Origin of the sequence: Zwartia sp. (assembly GCF_049655405.1) — a bacterium.
Classification (GTDB): domain Bacteria; phylum Pseudomonadota; class Gammaproteobacteria; order Burkholderiales; family Burkholderiaceae_B; genus Zwartia.
The window spans coordinates 57,149-63,718 of record NZ_JBASJR010000005.1 but is presented as its reverse complement, the minus strand read 5'-3'; the positions used below and the strand labels follow the sequence as shown (position 1 = coordinate 63,718).

Annotated in this window: 8 protein-coding genes; 1 reads left to right on the top strand and 7 read right to left on the bottom strand. The window is 51.9% G+C overall.

The window, feature by feature from the left end:
* Positions 1-171: 171 nt before the first annotated feature.
* From WBJ47_RS03110 to WBJ47_RS03080, 7 genes are read right to left on the bottom strand one after another with little or no spacing between them, the layout of a single operon-like run.
* Positions 172-801, bottom strand: coding sequence for a Maf family protein (locus tag WBJ47_RS03110; RefSeq protein ID WP_422245362.1), 630 nt, complete (start codon positions 799-801; stop codon positions 172-174).
* A gap of 4 nt (positions 802-805) precedes the next feature.
* Positions 806-1,276 carry a 23S rRNA (pseudouridine(1915)-N(3))-methyltransferase RlmH gene (gene rlmH / locus WBJ47_RS03105; protein ID WP_422245360.1) on the bottom strand — a complete coding sequence of 157 codons (471 nt, stop codon included), beginning with the start codon at positions 1,274-1,276 and terminating at the stop codon, positions 806-808.
* A gap of 38 nt (positions 1,277-1,314) precedes the next feature.
* Positions 1,315-1,785 (bottom strand): ribosome silencing factor, encoded by a 471-nt coding sequence (gene rsfS, locus WBJ47_RS03100; protein WP_422245364.1) that lies wholly within the window; start codon positions 1,783-1,785, stop codon positions 1,315-1,317.
* 13 nt (positions 1,786-1,798) lie between these two features.
* Positions 1,799-2,395: a nicotinate (nicotinamide) nucleotide adenylyltransferase gene (gene nadD, locus WBJ47_RS03095; RefSeq protein WP_422245359.1), complete on the bottom strand. Its 597-nt coding sequence runs from the start codon at positions 2,393-2,395 to the stop codon at positions 1,799-1,801.
* Entirely contained in the window at positions 2,395-3,312 is a 918-nt protein-coding gene (gene hemF, locus WBJ47_RS03090) for an oxygen-dependent coproporphyrinogen oxidase (RefSeq protein WP_422245363.1), read from the bottom strand. The genes nadD and hemF overlap by 1 nt, the downstream gene beginning before the upstream one ends.
* A gap of 42 nt (positions 3,313-3,354) precedes the next feature.
* The gene (purD, locus tag WBJ47_RS03085; RefSeq protein ID WP_422245358.1) at positions 3,355-4,635 is read right to left on the bottom strand and encodes a phosphoribosylamine--glycine ligase; all 1,281 of its coding nucleotides are present in this window, start codon (positions 4,633-4,635) and stop codon (positions 3,355-3,357) included.
* Positions 4,636-4,641: 6 nt separating this feature from the next.
* Positions 4,642-5,373, bottom strand: coding sequence for a YebC/PmpR family DNA-binding transcriptional regulator (locus tag WBJ47_RS03080; RefSeq protein ID WP_422245356.1), 732 nt, complete (start codon positions 5,371-5,373; stop codon positions 4,642-4,644).
* Between the two features lie 122 nt (positions 5,374-5,495).
* Here WBJ47_RS03080 and WBJ47_RS03075 point away from each other — a divergent pair, with 122 nt between their 5' ends.
* Entirely contained in the window at positions 5,496-6,482 is a 987-nt protein-coding gene (locus tag WBJ47_RS03075; protein WP_422245354.1) for a quinone oxidoreductase family protein, read from the top strand.
* The last annotated feature ends 88 nt before the right edge of the window (positions 6,483-6,570 follow it).

The following is a 6,570-nucleotide window of genomic DNA, read 5'->3' as shown; positions in this document are numbered from 1 at the left end:
CACCTTAGCGCCGATGATAGTGGACGTACGTCTGTGAAAGTAGGTCATCGTCAGGCTCTTACCCTCAAAACCCCTCAGGCTTCGCCTGAGGGGTTTTGTCTTTGTACTTTCGATATGTGTTGAAACTTCGCTAATGACGGTTTTTTATTATTAATACTTTAGCGATGTGTTTTATTTCACTAATCGTTTCATTAGTTCTGTTGTCTCAAACAGTGGTAACCCCATCACCCCTGAATAGCTACCTTCGATCCTGCTAATAAACTTTGCAGCGTGACCCTGAATCCCATAGGCACCAGCTTTACCGAATGGTTCGCCAGTTGCTATGTATTCCTCAATTGTTTGCTCTGTCATTTCAGCAAAGCTGACTTGCGTGGCTGAAAGTGATTGCCATTGACTCCATTTACGATTTGTCTCGCTAATTGACTGAGACAACACTACAGCGGTGTAAACCGTGTGCGTTTTTCCGCTCAGCAATTGCAAGATATCAGATGCGTGTTTAACGTCTTTAGGCTTGCCTAAAACAAGATTTCCCAACGCGACCGTTGTATCAGCTGTCAATATTATTGTTTGTTTACCTGACTGACTAACGTTAATACTTTGTTGACTGATCCATTCTTGTGCCCGATTCGCTTTGTCTTGTGCCGTACGTTGCACATATTCGAGTGGACTTTCTGTGGCGTATCGTGGTTCGTCCTCTCCAGTCGGAGAGGGCACATGGAGTATTTCGTGGGCTACCCCAATTTGGTTCAATAGTTCATGGCGTCTCGGACTAGCCGAAGCAAGATAAAATATTGATTTCATGGGGTTATACCCGATGGTAAGGATGATTATTTAAAATCGACCAAGCTCGGTAGAGTTGCTCGACCAACACGATTCTCACCATTGGGTGCGGCATCGTCATTGACGATAGCCGAATCAAACCATCACAACTCTGTTTGAATTGTGGGTCTAGTCCATCTGGCCCCCCAATAATGATGGAAATGTTCTGGCTAGCTTGATGCCAGTTATTCAGCTTTGCCGCAAAGCTTTGAGTTGTCATATCTCGACCAATTTCATCGAGCGCGATGCGTAAAGTGTGTTCTGGAAGGGCTGCTTCAATGCGTTTGGCTTCTGCCAACATCATTTGCTGGGGAGTTTTGCCGCTCGTGCGCGGCTCGGGTTTGATTTCCTTGAGAGATATCGCCCAATCTGCCGGCATTCGTTTAGCGTAGTCATCCCATGCCGAATTGACCCACTCTGGCATGCGGTTTCCAACAGCGACAATCAGTATTTTCACAATAGAAAATAAAATATAACTTAGCTTGTGTGTCTTTGTTATCGATTGGAGCGTGTCGGTCTTGATGAAGCACGACTAGCAGCCCGGCGTCCTGTCGGTTCTTCTGTTGTGATCATTGGGTCAAAGGCCACATCGCTCGTTGCAACTGCAGGGCGCGTAGATTCTGGGGCCAGTTTCATACGAACAGGTTTGCCACCCCACACTTCTTCTAAGTTGTAATAAGCACGAATGGCCGGTTGCATGATGTGCACGATGATATCGCCAACATCCACTAACACCCATTCTCCTGTTTCCTCGCCTTCAGTGGCAATGACGTTACCGCCAAGGGCTTTGACTTTTTCGGCCACACTGGAAGCTAGAGCGCGCGTCTGACGGTTAGATGTTGCAGACGCCACGATGACTCGGTCAAATAAACTGGTCATCTCGGAGGTGTTAAAAACTTTGATGTCTTGTGCTTTGACGTCTTCGAGTGCGTCGACCACTGCACGTTGTAGTTTTGTGATGTCCATCATTAATCCTGTTTTAGGCTGAGTGCGGACGATAGAGTCCGTGCTCATAAATGTATTGCTCGACAACCTCAGGAAGGAGGTCACGTGCAGATTGTTGTAGAGCAAGCCTTTGACGGATTGCGGTGGCTGAAACATCCTGCGGCTCAAAAGGAATCACGAATAGTGTTCGATTTTGTGATTGAAGCCACTGGGATAGTGCTAGGGGCGGAGTCAGGAGTGAACCCGGTCTCTGTGCAACGGCAAGTTTCACACGGTGAGCAATATCTTGCCAACTGCGCCACGTACAAAAATTTGCCAACTGATCTGACCCTAATATCCAAAAGTACTCGTGGTTTGGTTCGAGTGCCTCTAGTGTTTCTATTGTATAGGTTGGGCCAGTTCGATGTATTTCAATAGGGTTGATCTCAATGTTATCGAGACCTTTTGTGGCGAGGTGCAGCATATTGAGACGATGTTCAGGGCTTGCCCCAAGGGCAGGTCTCTGCCAAGGTTGCCCAGCTGGAATGATTTGTACTTTATCCAGCTTAAGATGTTTCAGTGCAGTTTGCGCCAGTAGTAGGTGCGCATGATGCACTGGATCGAAACTTCCGCCGAGGAGGCCAACACGCATTAGACCCACTGCCTTGGCTTGAGGAACTCAGCCAATCTGGCCTCCGGCGTACCAGGATCAGGCTGCCAGTTGTAACGCCAGGCTGCCATGGGCGGCATCGATAAAAGAATCGATTCCGTCCGTCCGCCAGATTGCAAGCCAAAGAGGGTTCCTCTGTCGAACACGAGGTTAAATTCAACGTAGCGTCCTCGACGGTATGCGAGGAAGTCGCGTTCGCGTTCGCCGTATGCCAGCGCGCGTCGCTTTTCAACGATGGGCATGTAAGCAGATAAAAAAGCATCGCCTACTGAGCGCATCACTGAAAATGAGGCATCAAACCCTCCTGCGCTGAGATCATCAAAAAATATGCCACCGATGCCGCGTGTTTCATTGCGATGCTTGAGAAAGAAATACTCGTCACACCATTTTTTATATTCCTCATACGCAGTGTCGCTATGGGGAGCGAGCGCATCGCGATTGACACGATGAAAGTGTTGAGCATCCTCTTCGAAGGGATAGTAGGGCGTTAAATCCATGCCACCACCAAACCAGAAAATGTCCTGTTGCTCAGACCCTGGTGCAGCCTTGGCGACAAACATTCTGACGTTCATATGCGTCGTCGGGATGTATGGATTGCGTGGGTGGAGCACCATGGAGACACCCATGGCTTCCCAAGGACGACCCGCGACTTCTGGGCGGTGCAGTGTGGCGGAGGGGGGGAGTGTCATCCCCTTAACGTGACTAAACAACACACCGGCCCGTTCAAATAGGGAGCCCCCTTCGATTAGGCGAGAAATACCACCACCTCCCTCGGCTCGCTTCCACTCATCACGCTGAAACGCGTCACCGCCTGCTTGCTCAAGGGCTGTCACAATATTTTGCTGCAGATCTAATAAATAGCTGCGAACGGCGGGAAGGTCCACCACGGATGTGACCATCTTGTCAGAAGAGTTGTTGCTCGAGGCGCTGTGTGACATGGTTTAGGATTCCAAGGCTCGCCAGCCAATGTCTGTTCTGTATTGGGCACCATCAAAATGAATTTTCTGGACAGCCTCGTAAACACGTTTTTGCGTTGCGCGTACGGTGTCATCTAACGCTGTCACGCACAACACTCGGCCGCCACTGGTCAGGGGAACGTTATCTTTGAGCGTCGTGCCGGCATGAAACACCACGCAGTCAGCTGCCTCGGCAGGAATTCCTGTGATGGCGTCGCCTAGTCGTGGTGTGCCGGGATAATTGTGGCTGGCCATCACAACGCCTAGAGCTGTCCGGGGATCCCAGTCAATCTGCGCCTGATCAAGCGTGCCATTGACCCCGTGCTCAAACACGGAAAGCAGGTCGCTACGGACGCGCATCATGATGGGCTGTGTTTCTGGGTCACCCATGCGGCAGTTGAATTCGAGGACTTTGATCGGACAGGTCGTGTCATCGCCTTGACCGATCATCAAGCCTGCGTAGAGAAAGCCTGTAAAAGGAATGCCATCTGCTTGCATGCCTTTGATAGTCGGCTCGATGACCTCTTTCATGGCGCGTTCAAAAATAACCGGGGTGACTACAGGCGCAGGGGAGTACGCACCCATGCCACCGGTGTTTGGACCTTGGTCTGCATCCTTGAGGCGCTTGTGGTCTTGGCTCGTCGCGAGTGGAAAGATATTTTTTCCATCGCACAGCACAATAAAGCTTGCTTCTTCACCGAGCAAACATTCTTCGATGACCACGCGGGCACCCGCTGCACCCAACGATCCATCTCCCAGCATCGCATCGACGGCTTCGTGTGCTTCGTCGAGTGTCATGGCGACGACCACGCCTTTGCCGGCCGCGAGCCCATCCGCCTTGATGACGATGGGGGCTCCTTGTGCATTGATGTAGGCATGCGCGGCGAGTGGGTCCGTAAAGGTCTGGTATGCGGCGGTTGGAATGTGATGACGCACCATGAAGGCTTTGGCAAAGTCTTTGGAGCTTTCGAGTTGCGCCGCAGCGCGCGTAGGACCAAAGATTTTGAGACCTTGAGCACGAAAGGTGTCAACGACGCCTTGTGCCAAGGGCGCTTCGGGACCCACCACCGTCAAGGCGACACCTTGAGCGCGAACAAAATCCGCTAAGGCCTGAGGGTCGGACAGGGCGACATTGGAGGCGCCCTTCATCAACGCGGTACCACCGTTTCCGGGAGCCACGTATACGTGCTCAACACGTTTGGATTGCAATAAACGCCAGGCAAGTGCGTGTTCGCGGCCACCAGAGCCAATAACAAGAAGTTTCATGCGTATTTAGTCCTGCTCATCCATCACGGCGTTGGTATAGACCTCTTGGACATCATCGAGTGATTCCAGAGCATCGAGTAGTTTTTGCATTTTGATGGCGTCATCACCGGTGAGCTCAACCTCGTTGTTGGGCTTCATTACGATATCTGCCATCTCAGGCACGAGGCCTTTGGCTTGCAGGGCATCACGCACTGCGGCAAAGGCTGTCGTGGCACAGGTGACTTCGATCACGCCTTCCTCGTCTGTGACGACATCGTCTGCACCGGCATCAAGCGCGGCTTCCATGACGACGTCCTCAGAAGTACCTGGCGCAAAGACAAACTGCCCACAATGCGTGAACATAAATGCAACCGATCCCTCTTGACCGAGGTTGCCACCATTTTTAGATAGCGCGTGGCGCACATCGGCGACAGTCCGGGTGCGGTTATCTGTCATACAGTCCACCACAACCGCGGCACCGCCCACGCCATAACCTTCGTAACGAATCTCGTCGTAGTTGGCGCCATCGGCCCCACCCGCGCCACGCGTGATCGCGCGTTGAATATTTTCCTTGGGCATGTTGGCTGCGGTTGCCTTGTCCCAAGCCATACGCAGCCTAGGGTTTGCATCAGGATCGGCACCACCCGCGCGGGCGGCAACCGTGACTTCACGAATGATTTTGGTCCAAAGTTTTCCGCGTTTGGCATCCTGGCGACCTTTACGGTGCTGGATATTGGCCCATTTGCTGTGTCCGGCCATAGTTTCCTGCAATTTGTCGAGGTAAAAGTGCATTTTACCTCGCGAACGATATAAACTCGTGCGTTGTGAAATTTTTGGCAATTCCCAGTAATTTGCCTTTTCCATTCTTGTTAGGAGCACTCATGAGCAATCTAGTTAAAGCCATTCGTATTGAAAAAAACGGCGGACCTGAGGTCTTGCAGCTCGTACAGGTCGAAGTGCCTGCTCCTGGCGATAATGAAATCACGATCAAGCAACACGCGGCGGGTCTGAATTTTATTGATATTTACTTCCGCGACGGTCTCTACAAGAGCCCCTTGCCACATGGCTTGGGCTTTGAGGGCGCAGGCGTGGTGACCGCGGTTGGCAAGGCGGTGACTCGCTTCAAAGAAGGCGATCGTGTCGCCTACGGTCAAAGCCCGATTGGCGCTTACGCACAGGCTCGCAACGTTCCTGCGGCTCAGGTCGTCAAGTTGCCGGATGGCATCAGCTTCGAAGAAGCCGCGGCCATGATGCTCAAAGGCCTGACAGTGCAATATCTGTTGCGCCAGACCTACCGGATCAAGGAAGGTGAGACCATTTTGTTCCACGCTGCAGCAGGTGGTGTCGGACTGATCGCTTGCCAGTGGGCCAAGGCACTTGGCGTCAAGGTCATCGGTACGGCTTCCAGCCCAGAAAAGGCTGCACTTGCCAAGGCCCATGGTGCTTGGGAAGTCATTGATTACTCAAAGGAAAATGTCGCTGAACGTGTGTTGGAACTGACGGGTGGCAAGAAAGTCCCCGTGGTCTATGACGGCGTAGGCAAAGACACCTGGATGACTTCACTTGATAGCTTGCAGCCACGCGGTTTAATGGTGAGCTATGGCAATGCTTCAGGTCCCGTTGAAGGCGTCGCCTTGGGTATTTTGGCGGCCAAAGGCTCTCTGTATGTGACACGTCCTACTCTGGCCGTGCACGTCAACACACCTGAAAAAATGCAGGCTGCGGCTGACGAGTTATTTGAAATGGTCTTGGCCAAAAAGATCAAGATCCGTATTGATCAGCGTTATCCACTCGAGCAAGCTGGTGAGGCGCAAGCGGCCTTGGCCTCACGCAAGACAACAGGTGCGACCATTTTTACCTTGAACTAATCACGCACTCACTCGCGTCGCCAGACCCGAGTGTTGCGTAAAAAAGCCTGCCGGGATGTTCCTCCGGCAGGTTTTTTTACTGGTTAAC